Origin of the sequence: Gynurincola endophyticus (assembly GCF_003991195.1) — a bacterium.
Classification (GTDB): Bacteria; Bacteroidota; Bacteroidia; order Chitinophagales; family Chitinophagaceae; genus Gynurincola; species Gynurincola endophyticus.
Genome location: NZ_RCWL01000010.1, coordinates 93,334 through 109,879 on the forward strand (window position 1 = coordinate 93,334; position 16,546 = coordinate 109,879).

21 protein-coding genes are annotated in these 16,546 nt (G+C 38.4%); 14 read left to right on the plus strand and 7 right to left on the minus strand.

Annotated elements, in window-relative coordinates; genetic code table 11:
- The first annotated feature begins 18 nt into the window (after window positions 1–18).
- The 8 genes from D9O48_RS16780 (at window position 19) to D9O48_RS18810 (ending at window position 5,480) form a co-directional block, all read left to right on the plus strand.
- Window positions 19–834 carry a thymidylate synthase gene (locus D9O48_RS16780; protein ID WP_126974151.1) on the plus strand — a complete coding sequence of 272 codons (816 nt, stop codon included), beginning with the start codon at window positions 19–21 and terminating at the stop codon, window positions 832–834.
- Between the two features lie 8 nt (window positions 835–842).
- Window positions 843–1,346 (plus strand): dihydrofolate reductase, encoded by a 504-nt coding sequence (locus D9O48_RS16785; RefSeq protein WP_126974152.1) that lies wholly within the window; start codon window positions 843–845, stop codon window positions 1,344–1,346.
- A 5-nt stretch (window positions 1,347–1,351) separates the two neighbouring features.
- Window positions 1,352–2,149, plus strand: a complete 798-nt coding sequence (locus tag D9O48_RS16790) for an O-methyltransferase (RefSeq protein ID WP_126974153.1) — start codon at window positions 1,352–1,354, stop codon at window positions 2,147–2,149.
- A 29-nt stretch (window positions 2,150–2,178) separates the two neighbouring features.
- Window positions 2,179–3,567: a methyltransferase RsmF C-terminal domain-like protein gene (locus D9O48_RS16795; protein ID WP_126974154.1), complete on the plus strand. Its 1,389-nt coding sequence runs from the start codon at window positions 2,179–2,181 to the stop codon at window positions 3,565–3,567.
- Between the two features lie 67 nt (window positions 3,568–3,634).
- Window positions 3,635–4,771 (plus strand): LysM peptidoglycan-binding domain-containing protein, encoded by a 1,137-nt coding sequence (locus D9O48_RS16800; protein WP_126974155.1) that lies wholly within the window; start codon window positions 3,635–3,637, stop codon window positions 4,769–4,771.
- 173 nt (window positions 4,772–4,944) lie between these two features.
- Window positions 4,945–5,199 carry a hypothetical protein gene (locus D9O48_RS16805; protein ID WP_126974156.1) on the plus strand — a complete coding sequence of 85 codons (255 nt, stop codon included), beginning with the start codon at window positions 4,945–4,947 and terminating at the stop codon, window positions 5,197–5,199.
- On the plus strand, window positions 5,199–5,336 hold the full coding sequence (locus tag D9O48_RS18805; protein ID WP_158624925.1) for a hypothetical protein: 138 nt from the start codon (window positions 5,199–5,201) through the stop codon (window positions 5,334–5,336). The genes D9O48_RS16805 and D9O48_RS18805 overlap by 1 nt, the downstream gene beginning before the upstream one ends.
- On the plus strand, window positions 5,337–5,480 hold the full coding sequence (locus D9O48_RS18810) for a hypothetical protein (RefSeq protein ID WP_158624926.1): 144 nt from the start codon (window positions 5,337–5,339) through the stop codon (window positions 5,478–5,480).
- Window positions 5,481–5,868: 388 nt separating this feature from the next.
- Here the strand turns inward: D9O48_RS18810 and fmt are convergent, their stop codons facing one another.
- Both fmt and D9O48_RS16815 read right to left on the minus strand, forming a co-directional pair.
- Window positions 5,869–6,801 (minus strand): methionyl-tRNA formyltransferase, encoded by a 933-nt coding sequence (fmt, locus tag D9O48_RS16810; protein ID WP_233589269.1) that lies wholly within the window; start codon window positions 6,799–6,801, stop codon window positions 5,869–5,871.
- A gap of 2 nt (window positions 6,802–6,803) precedes the next feature.
- Complete coding sequence (locus tag D9O48_RS16815) at window positions 6,804–8,012, minus strand: exo-beta-N-acetylmuramidase NamZ family protein (RefSeq protein ID WP_233589270.1); 1,209 nt, start codon at window positions 8,010–8,012, stop codon at window positions 6,804–6,806.
- A 144-nt stretch (window positions 8,013–8,156) separates the two neighbouring features.
- Here D9O48_RS16815 and D9O48_RS16820 point away from each other — a divergent pair, with 144 nt between their 5' ends.
- Together D9O48_RS16820 and pepT are read left to right on the plus strand one after the other, a co-directional pair.
- Window positions 8,157–8,609, plus strand: a complete 453-nt coding sequence (locus tag D9O48_RS16820) for an FKBP-type peptidyl-prolyl cis-trans isomerase (protein ID WP_126974157.1) — start codon at window positions 8,157–8,159, stop codon at window positions 8,607–8,609.
- 161 nt (window positions 8,610–8,770) lie between these two features.
- A complete protein-coding gene (gene pepT, locus D9O48_RS16825) occupies window positions 8,771–10,018 on the plus strand; it encodes a peptidase T (RefSeq protein WP_126974158.1) in 1,248 nt (415 codons plus the stop codon).
- On the opposite strand, the gene D9O48_RS16830 is transcribed toward pepT, so the two are convergent.
- Window positions 10,015–11,019, minus strand: a complete 1,005-nt coding sequence (locus D9O48_RS16830) for a YpdA family putative bacillithiol disulfide reductase (protein WP_233589271.1) — start codon at window positions 11,017–11,019, stop codon at window positions 10,015–10,017. The two genes, pepT and D9O48_RS16830, sit on opposite strands and share 4 nt — an antisense overlap.
- A 139-nt stretch (window positions 11,020–11,158) precedes the next feature.
- Here D9O48_RS16830 and D9O48_RS16835 point away from each other — a divergent pair, with 139 nt between their 5' ends.
- Complete coding sequence (locus tag D9O48_RS16835; protein WP_126974160.1) at window positions 11,159–11,854, plus strand: MotA/TolQ/ExbB proton channel family protein; 696 nt, start codon at window positions 11,159–11,161, stop codon at window positions 11,852–11,854.
- 26 nt (window positions 11,855–11,880) lie between these two features.
- On the plus strand, window positions 11,881–12,288 hold the full coding sequence (locus D9O48_RS16840) for an ExbD/TolR family protein (RefSeq protein WP_126974161.1): 408 nt from the start codon (window positions 11,881–11,883) through the stop codon (window positions 12,286–12,288).
- Between the two features lie 143 nt (window positions 12,289–12,431).
- On the opposite strand, the gene D9O48_RS16845 is transcribed toward D9O48_RS16840, so the two are convergent.
- The 4 genes from D9O48_RS16845 to prmC all read right to left on the minus strand — a co-directional run bounded on the left by D9O48_RS16845 (window position 12,432) and on the right by prmC (window position 14,677).
- Entirely contained in the window at window positions 12,432–12,836 is a 405-nt protein-coding gene (locus tag D9O48_RS16845; RefSeq protein WP_126974162.1) for a DoxX family protein, read from the minus strand.
- 6 nt (window positions 12,837–12,842) lie between these two features.
- On the minus strand, window positions 12,843–13,307 hold the full coding sequence (locus tag D9O48_RS16850) for an SRPBCC family protein (protein WP_126974163.1): 465 nt from the start codon (window positions 13,305–13,307) through the stop codon (window positions 12,843–12,845).
- Between the two features lies 1 nt (window position 13,308).
- The gene (locus D9O48_RS16855; protein ID WP_126974164.1) at window positions 13,309–13,629 is read right to left on the minus strand and encodes an ArsR/SmtB family transcription factor; all 321 of its coding nucleotides are present in this window, start codon (window positions 13,627–13,629) and stop codon (window positions 13,309–13,311) included.
- A gap of 199 nt (window positions 13,630–13,828) precedes the next feature.
- Window positions 13,829–14,677: a peptide chain release factor N(5)-glutamine methyltransferase gene (gene prmC / locus D9O48_RS16860; protein WP_126974165.1), complete on the minus strand. Its 849-nt coding sequence runs from the start codon at window positions 14,675–14,677 to the stop codon at window positions 13,829–13,831.
- 27 nt (window positions 14,678–14,704) lie between these two features.
- On the opposite strand from prmC, the gene ribD reads away from it, so the two are divergent.
- On the plus strand, window positions 14,705–15,790 hold the full coding sequence (gene ribD / locus D9O48_RS16865) for a bifunctional diaminohydroxyphosphoribosylaminopyrimidine deaminase/5-amino-6-(5-phosphoribosylamino)uracil reductase RibD (protein WP_233589272.1): 1,086 nt from the start codon (window positions 14,705–14,707) through the stop codon (window positions 15,788–15,790).
- Window positions 15,790–16,398 (plus strand): IMPACT family protein, encoded by a 609-nt coding sequence (locus D9O48_RS16870; RefSeq protein WP_126974166.1) that lies wholly within the window; start codon window positions 15,790–15,792, stop codon window positions 16,396–16,398. The genes ribD and D9O48_RS16870 overlap by 1 nt, the downstream gene beginning before the upstream one ends.
- The last annotated feature ends 148 nt before the right edge of the window (window positions 16,399–16,546 follow it).

Genomic DNA, 16,546 nt, shown 5'->3' on the forward strand with positions numbered 1-16,546 from the left:
CATTGTAAATATACAACTATGGAACAATACATCTCATTAGTAAAGCATATTTTAGAGGAGGGCGTGAAAAAAGAAGACAGAACCGGTACAGGTACCTATAGTTGCTTTGGTTATCAGATGAGATTCGACCTGGCAAAAGGTTTTCCGGTGGTAACAACTAAAAAATTACACCTGAGAAGTATTATCCATGAGCTTTTATGGTTTCTGAAGGGCGAAACAAATATCCGGTATCTGAAAGAGAACGGCGTAAGCATATGGGACGAATGGGCCGATGAAGAGGGCAACCTGGGGCCGGTATATGGTAAACAATGGCGTTCATGGCAGGGAACAGACGGAAAAACTATTGACCAGATTTCAGATCTGATTCATCAGCTGAAAACAAATCCGGACAGCCGCCGTTTGATTGTAAGTGCATGGAATGTAGCTGAATTACCTGAAATGGCACTCATGCCTTGCCATTCGCTGTTTCAGTTCTATACAACACCTCCTGATCAACAAACAGGCAGACGAAAACTAAGCTGCCAGCTCTATCAACGTTCGGCAGATGTATTTCTGGGAGTTCCCTTCAACATAGCTTCTTATGCTTTGTTAACGATGATGATTGCACAAGTATGTGATATGGATTACGGAGATTTTGTACATACTTTCGGAGATGTACATTTGTATACCAACCATATGGAACAAGCGAAATTGCAATTAACACGCGAACCTTATCCATTGCCTGTAATGGAGCTCAATAAAAATGTAAAAGATATCTTTGAATTTACTTACGAAGACTTTACCTTACACAATTATCAATCACATCCTGGCATTAAAGCTCCTGTAGCTGTATAAAATTACTTATGATTAAAGTTTCAATTATCGTTGCAGTCGGCAATAATTTAGAAATCGGTAAAGACAATCAAATGCTTTGGCACTTACCGAATGAATTGAAGTATTTTAAAAATACTACCTGGGGAATGCCGATTGTAATGGGTAGAAAAACCTTTGAATCTTTAGGTAAAACATTACCGGGAAGAGAAAATATTGTTATTACGGGTCAGAGAGACTGGAATGCTGCAGGTATTGTGGCCGTTCATTCTATTGATGAAGCTATACAGGCTGCAAAGAAAACGGATGCCACAGAGTTGTTTGTAATCGGTGGCGGTAAGATCTACGAACAAACACTGCCTCTGGCTCAAACTCTTTATATAACCCGTGTACAAGGTAGTTTTGAAGCTACCGTATTCTTTCCTGAATGGAATGAAGATGCTTTCGAATTGATAAAAGAAAAACATTTTGAAGCAGATGAAAAGCATGCTTATCCATATACATTTCAGGTGTGGGAAAGAAAACCCCTTAATTAATCGGTATGTATTCAGCTTTTCAACTAGCAAAAAAGTTTATCGGTTTTTATTTTAAAGCGTCTAACAGAAAAGGTCATGGTATTCATTCACCTTTCGTTTTTCATTTTATAAAATTTGTAAAAAACGATCGACGTTTGTTTTATGCTTACAACAGTATTGAACAACTGCGTAAGGTTGTAAAGAAAGATACATCTGTTATTGAGGTGGTGGATTATGGTGCCGGCAGTATTACCGGGGCAACTAAATACAGAAGTATTAAGGCTATCGCTAAAAGCTCAGCTAAACCAAAAGCAATTGCACAATTGCTTTTCAGAATGGTACAAAATTATAACCCCCAATGCATGGTAGAGCTGGGTACTTCGTTAGGATTTACCAGTAGTTATCTGGCTGCCGGTAATTTAAAAGGGCAATTAGTTACGCTTGAAGGAGATCCTACTATTCTGGACAAAGCAAGGCAACATTTTAATTATCTTGGGTTAAACAATATCACAACGATTGTTGGTAATTTCGATCACACGCTTCCAAAGTTATTGGCAAATTTGCAGCAGGTAGATTTTGCATTTGTTGACGGCAATCACAGATATCAGCCTACTGTTAATTATTTTCAACAACTTCTTGAAAAATCTCATTCCAAAACAATTCTGGTATTTGACGATATTCATTGGAGCCAGGAAATGGAATCGGCCTGGGCTTATATTCAGCAGCATGATGCGGTACGATTAACCATCGATATGTTTTTTATCGGAATTGTAGTATTGGACACTTCAATTAAAGAAAAACAGCATTTTTGTGTAAACTGGTAATCCAGTATCTTTGAATTAAACTATTCTCATTGGCAATATTACCTTCAGCGCTTATTGATGCTTTATCACAAATAGAGCATCTGAACGTTAACCGGTTACAGGAAGTTCACCATCATCCTGAAACGATTACCAGTATCCGCTTAAATCCTCTGAAACAGTTGGATGTTCCGGTGTTTGAAGTGAACGGAGAGTCTGTAATAACTTCTGATGTTCCCTGGAATCGTTATGGGCGGTATCTCAGTCAAAGACCTTCTTTTATTGCCGATCCTTTGTTACATGCCGGTGCTTATTATGTACAGGAAGCCTCCAGTATGTTTGTTGAACAAGCGCTGAAAGCAGCCGGAGCTGATCGTACAGGATTAAAAGTGCTGGACTTATGCGCTGCGCCCGGAGGGAAATCGACCTTGATTCAATCTTATATCGATCCGGGTAGTTTGCTTGTGAGTAATGAAGTCATTAAAAACCGCGCCAATATATTAGAAGAAAATCTGACGAAATGGGGTGGTGCTAATGTAATGGTATCTAATAATGATCCTGCCGATTTTTCTCCTTTAAAAAACTTTTTTGATGTAATAGTAGTGGATGCCCCCTGCAGTGGTAGTGGGTTATTCCGGCGTGATGCAGAAGCAATCGATGAATGGAGTTTACAAAATGTTCAGCTCTGCTGTCAACGTCAACAGAGAATTTTAGCAGATATATTACCGGTTCTAAAAGAAGACGGCTATCTGATCTACTCAACTTGTTCCTTCTCTGTAGAGGAGAATGAAAAAATGGTTGACTGGTTACTTGCAACGTTTGAATTAGCATCAGTACCGGTTCCGCTGGAAGCTGAATGGAAAATTCAGGAAACAATCAGTGAAAAAGAAAAAGGAAAGGGGTATCGGTTTTATCCCCATTTACTCAAAGGAGAAGGCTTTTTTCTGGCGGTTTTCCAAAAAAAATCAGCTATTGATAAATTTAAGTGGAAAGGGGGAAAGAAAAAATTGATACAGGTAGCACCGAAAGCTAGTCAGGAAGTATTAAAATTATGGACAAATACGACTGATTTACAATACTATAAGATACAAGACCGTTATTTTGCCCTGCCTTCAGTATTGGAACAAGATTTGTTCATCCTGAGTGAAACTTTGTATCTTAGAAACGCGGGAGTCGGATTCGGAAAAATAAACGGCCATGAGCTGATTCCTGAACACTCGTTAGCATTGAGTAGGGTATATGCAGATTCAATTCCGTGTTTGGCAGTAGATTATTCTCAGGCGATACAATACTTAAAGAAACAAGCGTTAAATTTAAGTACAAATAAAAAGGGATGGCACCTCGTTACTTATCAATCGTTACCTTTGGGATGGGTAAAGATATTGGCTAATCGGATGAATAATTATTATCCTGCAAATTGGAGAATACTTAAAGATATCTAGTTGAAAATAATTCTTCATATTTGCGATGTCGTTGAATGACAAATATGAAAACACGAAATATTGACCTATGTTGAAAAAAGGATTGTTAGCGTTTATTTTAGTATGTAGTGTATTCATTGCATGGGCGCAGCCTGATTTAACGGTTCAGGGCACTTCAGGTAATCTCTATATAGTGCATAAAGTTCAACCGCAGGAAAACTGGTATAGTATCGGACGTATCTATAATTTAAGTCCGAGAGAAATTGCTCCTTTTAACGGCAAAAGTCTGGATGCAAGTTTATCTATCGGACAAGAATTGAAAATTCCTTTAAAATCTGGAAATTTTGATCAGCAGAAACGAGTGGCTGCAGGTGAAACATTGGTTCCTCTTTTTCACCATGTGAAACCACAGGAGTGGATGTTTCGCATTAGTCAGCAATACAACAAAGTTCCGGTAGTGAATCTTGAATCATGGAATAATATCAGGAATGAAGATTTGAAAGTGGGAATGGATATTATCATCGGATTTTTAAAAGTTAAAACCGATGAATCTGTATTAGCAAAAAATGGCAATGCGATGAAGCCGTCTGCGGTAAATAATAACAGTGCGGCAGTTGCTACGGCTCCTGTGAATACAAATCCATCAACAGGTGTAAGTACAGGTGTTAATAATCCGCCTGTAAACAATAATCCGCCTGTAAACAATAATCCGCCCGTAAATAGTGGTGTGGTGACTACAACACCGCCTCCCGTAAATAATAATACCGGTGGAGTGCCTGTAAAAGTGATTGTAGACGATCCTAAAACCACTACAGCTGAAAAACCGGTTACAACTCCGGTAGTAAGCAATGTTGATGAGGAAATGCCGGCAACTTCAAATACACAATCAACTATCTCCAATACCAACAAATTAGTTGATCATAAAGGTGGTTACTTTAAATCACAATACAAAAACGGAAGAAAGTCAACCAGTGGAAATTCTGATATTTTCAAATCAACCAGTGGTTGGAGCGATGGAAAATATTATGCTTTAATGAATGATGTTCCTGTAGGAACAATTATCAGTGTAACATTTCCGTCTACGAGAAAAACTGTATTTGTAAAAGTGTTGGGCGGCTTACCGGATATGCGTCAGAGTGAAGGATTAACACTCCGGATCAGTGATGCCGCAGCAGCAGCTTTGGGTGTAAGTAACTCGAAATTTTATGTAGAAGTAGCTTATTAGTAAGAATTGTAAAACACATAGATTGAACCCTTAAGGAATTTAGAAAATACGCTGAATTTCTTGAGGGTTTTTTTATTTGATACAAGATTACTTTTATATTTCTTGATTACTGTCAATAAAATATGTACTAAAGATCTAAATCATTCATTACTACGTATATTTATAATATGAGTATGGACAGAAATCATCAAGATTATGGGAGATATGTTGTACGTAAGTTACGTGAAGAGACATTTCGTGAAGGACATCCTTTTATGATATATCAGGATGAATTACCTGATTATCATTTTTATTATGAATACCTTGATGGCAAAATTCATCTGATGTATATGGACGAACATACTGAGGAATTTATCCTGATCAGAGAGCTATCAAAGGAAGAAGCAGATCAATTAAGACACAGGTGTAAATTTGAAATAATAAAGTAATGGCAGATTTATACATTTTGACCGGAGCGAATGGGGCCGGGAAAAGCACACTTGGCCCGACTTTTTTACCTGAGAAATTGAGAGCGAAAGTTTTTGATGGAGATAAAATATTCGTACAAAAAAGAAACGAATTGTGAGTGAAAGGAATCAAACCTGACAAGGAATGTAAAAGATTAGCTATGCAATTTGTTGAAGAGTTATTTAATGAATTAGTAGGAAAGGCTCTTGCTCGTTCTGAAGATTTTTTATACGAAGGACATTTTACAAATGATATGACCTGAAGTGTTCCTAAAACTTTTAAGGAGGCAGGATACAAAATACATCTGCTTTTTTTGGGGTTACATAATTCAACTTTATCTCGAACCAGAGTGTCTAATAGAGCTCGAAAAGGCGGACACTACGTTGATCCTTTAACAATACATTCAAACTACTACGGTAATCTGGAAAAGCTCGACATCTACTGTTGAATGTTTGATTCCGTCGTTATCTATGATACTTCAAAGGAATGGAGTGTTGAACTGGCTCGAATCGAAAATGGAAAAGTTACTTCATACCTGTCAATAGAAGAACTTCCCTTTTGATTTAAAAATTATTTAAAAACTATAACAGAAAATATCATTAATCAAAAAGGAAGCAATTAGCTGCTTCCTTTTTGATTAATTTGTTTATTTACAATTTATAACCTCTTAAAAATTCTTCTACATTCATTTTACGTTTTCCTTCCAGTTGAATGTTATGTGTGACCAGATATCCGTCTTTACAAGCAAACTTTAAAAAAGTTTTACCATCACTGACCACAGTACCAGGCACTTCACTGACAGGGGAAGGCTCGATTGTTGATTGATATATTTTAAATATCTTATCATTTAAGTGTGTAAAAGCGCCGGGAAATGGTGATAATCCTCTGATATGATTGTGTACCTGCTGAACAGGTTGATCAAAATTAATCACGCAGGTTTCCGTAAAAATCTTCGGAGCGTGTTTTAATTTTTCTATAGCAACGAATGCCTGCGGTTGCGGAGTAATGGTTCCGGCAGCCAATGCTTTTATAGTTTTTACCAGTAAATTAGCCCCTACTATCTGCATATGGTCGTGAACATCACCGGCCGTATCATTTTCCCCAATGGGGAAGCTCTCCTGTAAAAGAATATTACCCGTATCAATTTCATGCTGCAGCTGGAAGGTGGTTACTCCGGTCATTTTTTCTCCATTAATAACTGCCCAATTAATAGGAGCTGCACCTCTGTAATGTGGTAATAATGACCCGTGCACATTGATGGTACCCATCGGTGGCATATTCCACACCATTTCTGGTAACATTCTAAAGGCTACTACTACCTGTAAATCGGCCTGATAACTTTTTAGTGTTTCAATAAATCCTGCTTCTTTCAGTTTTTCAGGTTGCAATACCGGTATCTGATGTTCTGTAGCATAGGTTTTAACTGCACTCGGAGTCAGTTTCATTCCTCTGCCGGCTGGCTTATCCGGAGCCGTTACAACAGCTACTACATTAGCACCGGCCTGTACTAACGCGTCTAAAGACGCAACTGCAAAGCCGGGAGTTCCCATAAATACTATTCTTAATGCTTCAAATGCTTTCATCACTATTCAAAATCTTTATAAAGTAAATATTTCTTTCTTACTTTCTTAAATGCAGTAATACCCGGTTCCCACGACAGCCTTATTTCTGCTGCTGATAATCCATTTACTATCTGTTGATAAAGTTGTTCTGAACCTGATAAGTTGTAGAAAAACTTTTTTAAGAAGAAAGAATCTTTTTGTGGGAATAAGCGATAGGCCTCCAGTAAGTATTCAATCTGTAATGTATTATTGATGGAAGCCCGGATAGCTGTTGGATCACCACTGACATCCCATCCGTAACTTAACTGATTTAATAATTTGGGTTTGGCTGCTCCCGGCATCGATCTGGGAGTGAAGCTAAACAGGTTTTTGGGTAAAGACGGATGGCCAAAGTATTGAAAAGGTTTCTCCGTACCTCGTCCTTCGCTCAATACGGTACCTTCAAAGAAACAGGTACTGGCATAACGATAAACAGACGCCATATCCGGCAGGTTAGGAGAGGGTTTTACGGGAAGTTCATATACACTGTTATGATCCCAATTTTTTAAAGGAATTACCGTGAGGTTGAACTTTGCACCTTTCCTGGTTTTGTTTTGTAAATGCTCACCCAACAAATATTGGGCATATTCACCGATGGTCATTCCGTATACTACCGGAACCGGTTGCATGCCTACGAAAGACCTGAATGCTGTATCGAGTATAGGGCCGGACACATAAAATCCGTTCGGGTTGGGCCGGTCCAGAACAATTAATGGAATATCATTTTCAATCGCAGCAATCATATATTCTTCCAAAGAAGAAATGTAAGTGTAAAATCTGGTTCCAACATCCTGAATATCAAACAACATCAGATCAATGCTTTTTAAATCCTGCGAAGAAGGACGTCTTTTGCTGCCGTAGAGTGATACTACAGAAATACCGGTTTTAGGATCTGTTTCGTTGCCCACTTTTGCACCGGCATCGGCAGTACCTCTGAAACCGTGTTCAGGGCCAAAAACTACTTTTATGCTAAAACCTGCTTTATGTAAACTATCTACAATGTTAACGTCATTGATAATGGAGGTATGATTAGCAAAAATGGCTATGTTTTTGTGCCTGATCAAGGGAAAATAAAGTTCCGTGCGTTCAGCAGCGGTTATAACAGGGGATGGCGCAATTTTAGTAGTATTCTGAGCATGGCAGGCCAATAATAAACTGGAGCTCAAAATATAGAGTATCAGTAGTCGTATCATTGCTGTTAACATTTGAATCAAAGAAACGATAATTATCCCAATATAGCCGGGATATCTGATTTGGTTACACAAAATTTTCCTCGTTTCTTTGTTATCAGAAAAAAAACCTAGGTTTTTAAACATTCATCTATTAAATATTTACGCATGCAACAAGTGAAAAGCGGCGACAAAGTAAAAGTGCACTATAAAGGTACTTTAAACGACGGTACAGTATTCGATTCATCAGAAGGTCGCGAACCTCTGGAATTCCAAGTGGGAAGCGGAATGGTGATCGCCGGTTTCGATAATGGTGTAATGGGAATGGTAGTGGGAGATAAAAAAACAATTGATATACCTGTAGACCAGGCTTATGGCCCGGTTGATCCTGAAAGACTGGTTGAATTTCCACTTGCTCAGTTTCCTCCTGATTTAAAACCTGAGGCAGGAATGCAGTTGAATATGACAAATGGCGCAGGACAAGTAATACCTGTAATTATTAAGAATGTAGGTACTGAAACTGTAACATTAGATGCTAATCATCCTTTAGCAGGTAAAGATTTAACTTTTGAAATAGAATTAGTAGACGTTCAAGGTACTTCTTCTATTATCATGCCTTAATAAAATCATTGTAAACATTGTTGTTCCCGCATATAGGAATACTAATATAAATGATTCTCTTTTCCCCGATGGCTGTTCGGGTTTTAAATCCGGGCAGCAATTGGGGATTTTTATTTTTATCAGATTGGCTTATATTGCCAAATTCATAAAATACGCACACTATGATGAATGATTATAGCTATACGGTAAAAGACCGCTTTTTGAGGTATGTGCAGATTGATACGCAAAGCGATCCTTTCTCCACTACTTTTCCTTCAACAGAAAAACAAAAAAATCTGAGCAGGTTATTGGTAGATGAATTAAAAGCTATAGGTATTCAGCAAGTTGAACTGGATGATAACGGATATGTATATGCGCGTATAGTTTCTAACGTAAACAAAAAAATTCCTGCTATTTGTTTTTGTTCACATGTGGATACGGCTCCCGACTGTAGTGGAACAGGTGTAAAACCCATTGTTCATTATAATTATACGGGTGAACCTTTATTTTTACCTGATGATGCTGAACAAACAATAAGAATAGAAGAACATCCGTATCTCCGCGAAAGAATAGGAGACGATATTATTACAGCTTCCGGTACTACTTTACTTGGAGCAGATGATAAAGCAGGGGTAGCGATCATTATGGATATGGCAAATTTCTTTCAAAAGAATCCTCAGATTCCGCATGGGGATATCAGTATTCTGTTTACTCCTGATGAAGAAGTAGGGCGTGGAGTTGATAAGGTGGATTTGAAAAAGGTGAATGCCGATTTCGGTTATACATTGGATGGAGGAGAACGTGGAAGTCTGGAAGATGAAAACTTCTCTGCTGATCAGGTAGTGATTAATTTTTATGGTGTGAGCGCCCATCCCGGATCTGCAAAAGATAAGTTGGTAAATGCAATTAAGGCGGCATCTTCTTTTATTGAAAGCCTGCCTAAACACGGATTAAGTCCTGAAACGACTGATAACAGAGACGGATTTGTGCATCCTGTGCATTTCTCCGGCTCTACTGAGCAGGCAACTGTTCATTTAATTATCCGCGACTTTCAAACGAACAAATTGAAGCTTTATGAACAGCTACTCGAAGAAAAACTCAATATAGTTTTGTTGCAGTACCCGGGTGTACGTGCCAGTTTTGAAGTACAGGAGCAATACCGGAATATGAAAGAAATGCTGGATGAATCTCCGGACGTGGTTGAATATGCTAAAGAAGCTATGGCGCGTGCGGGTATTGACCATCGGCCAATGATTATCAGAGGTGGTACAGACGGCGCAAGACTATCTTTTATGGGATTGCCCTGCCCGAATTTGTTTACAGGTGAAATGGCCCTGCACAGCAAACAGGAATATGTAAGCGTACAGGATATGCAGAAGAGCGTTGATACAATCGTTCACCTGGCAGTTATTTGTGCTGAAAAAAACTAACTTTTTAAAGCAATTTTAGATTGAATATCCTGTATGATTTTGATAGCATGTTCTCTTGAGTTTTCAATGAACCATACGTGGGTATTCAGTCCTCCGCAAACAACGCCGGCAAGGTACAAGTCGGTAATGTTTGATTCCATTGTTTGCTCGTTGTAATAAGGGCATGATACGCCATCATCAGAGAGTTGTACGCCTATTGCATTCAGTAAACTGAAATCAGGTTGATACCCGGTCATAGCAATTACATAATCATTCTCTACTGTAATTACACCATCTGCTGTCTGAATATCAACTGTATGTGGATGAATGGCTTTAATGGAACTGTTCGTATAGGCTTTAATACTGCCTTCCTCAATTCTATTTTCAATATCAGGTTTTGCCCAATACTTAACTCTCCGGCCGATTCCTTCGCCGCGTATCACCATGGTAACTTCAGCTCCTTTGCGGTAGGTTTCCAACGCTGCGTCAACTGCCGAGTTATTAGCCCCCACCACTAATACTTTCTGCATGGCATAAAAGTGAGGATCTTTATAGTAATGTGTTACTTTAGGTAAGTCTTCACCGGGTACATGCATTTTATAGGGGATATCATAAAATCCGGTAGCTATAATTACGTATTGAGCGAGGTATTGATGTTTAGATGATTCTACCAGAAACCCACCTTTTACCTTTTGAATCTTCTCAACCTTTTCCTGTAAACGGATATTGAGCTGATGGTTGGTAGCTACCCTCCGGTAATACTCCAACGCTTCGCTTCTGGTAGGTTTAAAGTTATTGGATACAAAAGGAACACCGCCGATCTCCAATTTCTCCGAGGTGGAGAAAAAAGTCATATTGGCGGGATAGTTGTAGAGTGAATTTACTAAACATCCTTTTTCCAGAATACAATAGGGGATGCCGGCAGCAGCTGCAGATAAAGCACAGGCTAAACCGATCGGACCGCCGCCTACAATCACTAAAGGAAAACTTAGTTGTTCTTTCATGTTAATAAAATTAATCATAATCAACTGTTTCAATGTGAAGCCGAATTGATTATTTTGCATGTTAAGTCAAAAAAACAAAGTTTTGTGAAATATTGTCCGGATTAGTTAAAATTCGGCACACATTTGTTTACATTTACAGTAATAAAACAATATTCGAATGAATTGGTTCTTGCTACAAATTAATAATGGTGATCCTTTACAGACAGCTACTACAGCTGCGCCTACTCCGACATCCATGAATGTAATGGAAATGCTGGCGCATGGCGGACCTTTAATGATTCCTTTGGCTATTTTGTTTGTACTGGCTATTTTCTTCTTTTTTGAGCGCTTCATTGCTATTAAAAAAGCCAGTAACATTGATCCGAACTTCATGCATATTATAAAGGATAACATTTATTCAGGCAATGTAACAGCTGCCCGTTCTATGGCCAGAAATACCCCTAATCCGGTGGCCAGAATGATCGATAAAGGGCTGCAACGTATCGGTAAACCGATTGATGCCATCGAGAAAAGCATGGAGAATGTTGGTAAACTTGAAATCTATAAGTTAGAAAGAAATCTTTCAGTGCTATCATTGGTAGCTTCTATTGCTCCAATGTTCGGGTTCCTGGGAACCATTTTCGGAATGTTACAATTATTCTATAATATCAATGCTACCGGAGAGTTTACACCTTCGCAGATTGCCGGTGGTATTTATACAAAAATGATTACTTCGGCCGCCGGTTTAATTATTGGTATGTTATCATATGTGGCTTACAATTTCCTGAATGCACAAATCGATAAAACCACTAATAAAATGGAAGTAGCTTCTGCTGATTTTATAGATATTCTGCAAGAGCCGACCTCACGTTAATACATTCACCTTTTAATGATTGAAGTATGAATTTAAGAAAAAGGTTAAAAGGGCATTCTGAAATGCAGGCAGGAGCTTTGAATGATATCCTGTTCATCTTGCTGTTTTTCTTCCTGATTGTATCAACGCTGGCTAACCCGAATGTTATTAAACTGGCACAACCAAAAGCTAAAAGTGATACGAAAGTTAATCAGACCGTAGTTGTAAATATCAAAACTGCAGGTGAATTTATCATTAATGGTAAAGCTTTACCGGCCGCTGAATTAAAAGCTTTCATGGAACCATTGGTATTGAAAGATACTACACAGGTAGCAACTATTGCTATTAATGCCGATAAAACGATTCCTATTGAGGAAGTGGTAAATGTAATGAAAGTCGCAAGAGATTTAGGCGCCCGTTCAGTATTGATGGTTGACAAAACCGGCCAGCAATAAACCTCCATAAATTTTATTAGTTTATAATAATAAAACAGGTATTAAGAAGAGTATTTTTATAACAACTCTTTTTAATACCTGTTTCTTTATACACAGAGCTACAATTAAATAGTATACTATTTGTAAAGTAATTTTTTCAGGTTTTATTCGTGAGCAGCCTGTAATTTAGCTACTGCCGTTAACTTTCTGTCTGACGGCCTGAAATACCAGGAAACAAACGTCAATACTAATAGTAAAAGTGGTCCGAATAAATCAATGAATGCATCACCGGATACTATATGTGAAATGATGGCGCCCGACATTACAAAAAAGAAGCCGGCATAGGCCCATTCTTTTAGCAAGGGAAACTTCGGAATAAGAATCGCAATCACTCCCAATAACTTCCAAATACCCAGAATGGTAAGAAAGTAGGCAGGATATCCTAGTCCGACAGATGTTTTATCCACCTCTTCCTGCATTTGAATTAACTGAACGATACCTGTAGATAACATTCCTAATGCCAGCCAGGCGGTAGCAATCCAATAAATGATTTTGTTACGTTTTGTCATAGTTGATTATTTTAACCGGGTTACAATTTCCTGTAAACGATCATGTGCCATATTAAGACCATAAGCAAACGGCATTTTTAATAACTCGTCTCTGAAGGATACAGATTTAAATACAATCTGCATGGTTACCCTACTTGAATTTTCAGACAATGATGTAAACTCAAAAAATTCAAGTTGTATCGGAAAGGCTGAATTTTCCATTTCAAAAGTGCGTGTGATTTTTTCGTTTGAAACAAACTCAAGAATTACTCCGTTAGCACTGAAAACTACGTTACCGTCATAAGAAGTTTCGTAACGCCAGCTACCGTGTTTCTTGTTTTCCAGTTTTAATACCTTGGTACCCATCCATTGTTCTACAATGTCAGCATCTTCATAGGCTTTAAAAAGTAATTCTAACGGTAAGTCAAAGTCACGGGTAATAACCAGCTCCTGTTTGCCTTCTTCGGCATGGATTTTTGTTTTTTGCTCCACTTTATTGAGGTTTATAATTTTTCATAATAGATTCCAGTTTGTTAAATCGGTCATCCCACATCTTTCGGAAAGGTTCAATAAAATCAGCGATTTCTTTCATCTTCTGCGGATTCAGGTGGTAATAAACTTCCCGGCCATTTTGTTCCTGCTGAAGTAGTTCGCATTCGGTGAGTATTTGCAAATGCTTCGAAACGGTTGGACGAGCCGTATTGAAATTGGAAGCAATCGCACCGGCCGTCATCGATTGTGTTGCTACCAATAATAAGATCGCCCTCCGGGTGGGATCGGCTATCGCCTGAAATACATCGCGTCTTAAATTCATACTGCTGCTTTTTAAATAGAAAAAGAATGCATCAGCTGCATATAGGTTATATATGAAGTCATTTGGCTACAAATATATGCGTAGTTATTTGGCTACGCAATTTTTTTGCAAGATTTTTTAGAAATATTTTGCCATCTGTGTCTGGCAGGTAGGAGACTCGAAAGCAGTTAGTTGATAATCAGAAGATAGTAGGTTCTTTTTATGATAACCGGGCTTTGATCATTCTCTCTTTACCCTGGAAATCTTTTTTGATAATGACGGTTTGGTATCCCTCCAATTCAAATGCCTGACGTGTTTCTGCACCCAGGTCTTCATGGATTTCTATATATACTGCCCCGTTTTCTTTGAGGTATTTTTTTCCGAATCGGGCAAGTTGATGGTAAAAAATAAGTGGCTCTTCATCGGCTACAAACAATGCGATAGAGGGTTCGTGTTCAGTTACCTGTGCAATCATACCGGCTTTTTCTGATTGTGGGATATAAGGCGGATTAGAAACAAGAATATCAATAGGTTGCCATTCATATTGTTCCCACGATAGAAAATCGCGGTGCAGAAATGTAATTTCAGCCGACAGGTCTGTTGCATTCCGACGGGCAATGGCGATAGCGCGATCACTGATATCTACCGATTGAACCGTAGCATTGGGCAGTGTAACTTTTAAACTGACAGGTATACAGCCTGAGCCTGTTCCTATATCCAATATATCAATAGGTTTATTAACCGCATCCTTCACAATCCAGTCTACCAGTTCTTCTGTTTCCGGACGGGGAATTAAAACACCTTCCTGTACATAAAAACGGTGTCCGTAAAAATAAGCTTCACCTAAAACATATTGAACCGGCCGATAAGTGAGCAAATCATTTAAGTACTGATCAAATAGTTGCGTCTGTTCTGTTGAAAGCAGGTGTGTTTCTTTCACTAACCGGTCTATTCGTGAAAGTCCGGTCAGCGATTCCATTACCCAATTGGTAATATTCAGAGCCTCTTGCGGCTCATAGATTGTTACCAATTTTTCTTTCAGTTTTGTTTGAGCATTTTTGATCGTCATATTACAAAAATACGAATGCCATTTGAAATGAATATATTTGCACCACTAATGAATATCAGCGAAACAGATATTGTTTATATGTATCGATGCCTCGAGTTGGCACAGAGGGGCCGGGGGATGGTGGCTCCCAACCCGATGGTTGGGGCGGTACTCGTGTATGATAACCGTATTATAGGTGAAGGCTATCATGAAGTATATGGGAAGGCGCATGCTGAGGTAAATTGTATCAGATCGGTAGCTGATAATGACAAACAGTTGATTAGCAGTTCAACTTTATATGTTAGTCTGGAGCCTTGCGCGCATTACGGAAAAACGCCTCCTTGTGCAGACCTGATTATTGAACAAAAAATTCCGAAGGTAGTAATCGGTTGTACCGATTCGTTTGATCAGGTAAATGGAAAAGGTGTTGAAAAGTTATTAGCTGCAGGCATTGAGGTAATCATTGGTGTGCTGGAAAAAGAAGCTGTTGACCTGAATAAACGTTTTTTTACATTTCATCAGAAAAAGTGTCCATATATCATTTTGAAATGGGCTCAGACTGCCGATGCGCTGATCGGAAGGGAAAGTAATGAACGTTTGATGATTTCAGGAGCTGCAACTCAGCTATTGGTGCATCAATGGAGGAGCGATGAACAGGCAATTTTAGTGGGTACCAATACTGCTATTAAAGACAATCCACAACTGACCGACAGGTATTTTAACAGAAGACAGCCGATTAGAATTGTATTGGATAAAACCTTAAAAATTCCTTCCGGCCACTATGTTATGAATGCCACTGCGATAACGTATATTATGAATGAGATGGTCGAAAAAAAGGAAGGTCATCTTCATTGGATAAAAATCAAAGACTGGAGCCTGCAATCATTATTAAAGAAGTGGTATGAACTGAATATACAATCGATTATGGTAGAAGGAGGGGCTGCTTTATTAAATGATTTTATCCGACAGAAGTGTTGGGATGAGATAAGAGTGATAGAAAACAAAAATATAAATACTACTATAAAAGACGGTATCCGTGCCCCGGTACTTCCAGGCGTACGATTACAGTCATCTATTTCTATCGAAGACGACAAAATAAATACTTATGTTCCTTTAGAAAAGCAGGCTGAATAATGTTAGATCAAGAGTTTTATTATACCATAGAGCAAAATGCATATACAGAGTTCAAAGACAGGGGCTCGAAGTTTTTGTCGTATGCATTTCCGGTTACGAGAGTAGAGGATTTTAAGAAATGTTTAGAACAGGTAAAAAAAGAGCATCCCAAAGCAACGCATCATTGTTTTGCTTATCGTTTAGGGTTAGACATGAATAATTACCGGGTGAGTGATGATGGCGAGCCATCGGGTACTGCGGGGAAGCCTATATTAGGACAAATAGATTCAAAGCAGCTAACGAATGTATTAATAGTGGTGGTAAGGTATTTTGGAGGAACTTTACTGGGGGTTCCGGGGTTAATTAATGCCTACAAGAACGGAGCGGCTTTGGTGTTGCAGGTTACACCTATTATACAAAAGCCTATTGAAATTACTTATGATATTCAGTTTGATTATACACAGATGAATGAAATTATGATGGTGGTAAAGCAAACGAACTGTACGGTGATTTCGCAGGAGATGATGTTGTTTTGTAATTTGCGCGTAGGTGTACCAAAAGGAAGGGTGGAGGAAGTATTGTACCGCTTAGGTGATATCCGTAATATAGAAGTGAAAAAAGTTGGTTGATACTCTGATAATCTTTTTCAATAGAAAATACGTATAAATATAAAATGGAGTTTTATTATCCATTTTAATTTACTAAAGGAGTATAGTGAAAAAGAAATTTGTTACGGCGGATTGATTTCCGCAATAAAGAAAATTTTGAACCGGTTTA

Bases quoted from the DNA above. Each gene is read 5' to 3' on its own strand.
- D9O48_RS16780 (WP_126974151.1), top strand. From the start codon at position 19: ATGGAACAATACATCTCATTAGTAAAGCATATTTTAGAGGAGGGCGTG.
- D9O48_RS16785 (WP_126974152.1), top strand. From the start codon at position 843: ATGATTAAAGTTTCAATTATCGTTGCAGTCGGCAATAATTTAGAAATC.
- D9O48_RS16790 (WP_126974153.1), top strand. From the start codon at position 1,352: ATGTATTCAGCTTTTCAACTAGCAAAAAAGTTTATCGGTTTTTATTTT.
- D9O48_RS16800 (WP_126974155.1), top strand. From the start codon at position 3,635: ATGTTGAAAAAAGGATTGTTAGCGTTTATTTTAGTATGTAGTGTATTC.
- D9O48_RS16805 (WP_126974156.1), top strand. From the start codon at position 4,945: ATGGACAGAAATCATCAAGATTATGGGAGATATGTTGTACGTAAGTTA.
- D9O48_RS18805 (WP_158624925.1), top strand. From the start codon at position 5,199: ATGGCAGATTTATACATTTTGACCGGAGCGAATGGGGCCGGGAAAAGC.
- fmt (WP_233589269.1), bottom strand. From the start codon at position 6,801: ATGAAAGCATTTGAAGCATTAAGAATAGTATTTATGGGAACTCCCGGC.
- D9O48_RS16815 (WP_233589270.1), bottom strand. From the start codon at position 8,012: ATGATACGACTACTGATACTCTATATTTTGAGCTCCAGTTTATTATTG.
- D9O48_RS16820 (WP_126974157.1), top strand. From the start codon at position 8,157: ATGCAACAAGTGAAAAGCGGCGACAAAGTAAAAGTGCACTATAAAGGT.
- pepT (WP_126974158.1), top strand. From the start codon at position 8,771: ATGATGAATGATTATAGCTATACGGTAAAAGACCGCTTTTTGAGGTAT.
- D9O48_RS16830 (WP_233589271.1), bottom strand. From the start codon at position 11,019: ATGATTAATTTTATTAACATGAAAGAACAACTAAGTTTTCCTTTAGTG.
- D9O48_RS16835 (WP_126974160.1), top strand. From the start codon at position 11,159: ATGAATTGGTTCTTGCTACAAATTAATAATGGTGATCCTTTACAGACA.
- D9O48_RS16840 (WP_126974161.1), top strand. From the start codon at position 11,881: ATGAATTTAAGAAAAAGGTTAAAAGGGCATTCTGAAATGCAGGCAGGA.
- D9O48_RS16845 (WP_126974162.1), bottom strand. From the start codon at position 12,836: ATGACAAAACGTAACAAAATCATTTATTGGATTGCTACCGCCTGGCTG.
- D9O48_RS16855 (WP_126974164.1), bottom strand. From the start codon at position 13,629: ATGAATTTAAGACGCGATGTATTTCAGGCGATAGCCGATCCCACCCGG.
- prmC (WP_126974165.1), bottom strand. From the start codon at position 14,677: ATGACGATCAAAAATGCTCAAACAAAACTGAAAGAAAAATTGGTAACA.
- ribD (WP_233589272.1), top strand. From the start codon at position 14,705: ATGAATATATTTGCACCACTAATGAATATCAGCGAAACAGATATTGTT.
- D9O48_RS16870 (WP_126974166.1), top strand. From the start codon at position 15,790: ATGTTAGATCAAGAGTTTTATTATACCATAGAGCAAAATGCATATACA.